The sequence below is a fragment of the Halorubrum tibetense genome (genome assembly GCF_042661865.1).
GTDB lineage: Archaea > Halobacteriota > Halobacteria > Halobacteriales > Haloferacaceae > Halorubrum > Halorubrum tibetense.
The window spans coordinates 1-584 of record NZ_JBHSWW010000667.1; the positions used below are offsets into that span (position 1 = coordinate 1).

The 584-nt window shown below is 71.6% G+C and carries 2 pseudogenes; one reads left to right on the forward strand and one right to left on the reverse strand.

The annotated features are described in order from the left end of the window. Positions 1-296: pseudogene (locus ACFQEU_RS17640) on the reverse strand (zinc ribbon domain-containing protein); the annotation flags it as partial. A gap of 94 nt (positions 297-390) precedes the next feature. Between ACFQEU_RS17640 and ACFQEU_RS17645 the strand changes: the two are divergent. Continuing rightward, positions 391-584, forward strand: a pseudogene (locus ACFQEU_RS17645) (pantoate kinase); the annotation flags it as partial.

Consider the following 584-nt stretch of genomic DNA (forward strand, 5'->3'; position numbering starts at 1 on the left):
CGCTCCGCCTCCGCGACGGTGGCCTTCCCGACGAGGAGCGCGTCGATCGCCGAGAGGGTGACGAGCAGCGCGACGGGGAGGAACACGTCGGTCGGGACCGCCGCCGCGACCTCCGCGATCGACGCCGTGGGATCGAGCGGGCCGACGTCGTACAGGGTGTACAGCGCTATTCCCCCGCCGATGATCGCACCGTGCCAGACGAGCGCCCGCCCGAACCGGCGCAGGAACAGGTGGCCGAGTCCGGGGAAACACACCGCGAGGAAGGCGGCCAGCGGCGGGATCAGACGGCGTCGCATACCGTCCGTTTTCACCGACCGCTACTTACCGCCTACGGTGTCGTCGCCGACTCGGATAACAACCGTTAATCGGCGGGCCGGTCTCCCCGGAACCATGACACGCGAGCGGGCGACCGCGTTCGTCCCGGGTCACGTCACCGCCTTCTTCAGCGCCCATCCGGCGGACTCCCCGGCCGCCGCGGGCTCTCGGGGCGCGGGCCTCACCCTCACCGACGCGGTCGAGGCGACGGTCGAGCTCGGCGGTGACACCGGGGACACCCCCGACTCCCCGTCGCTTTCCCTGAACGG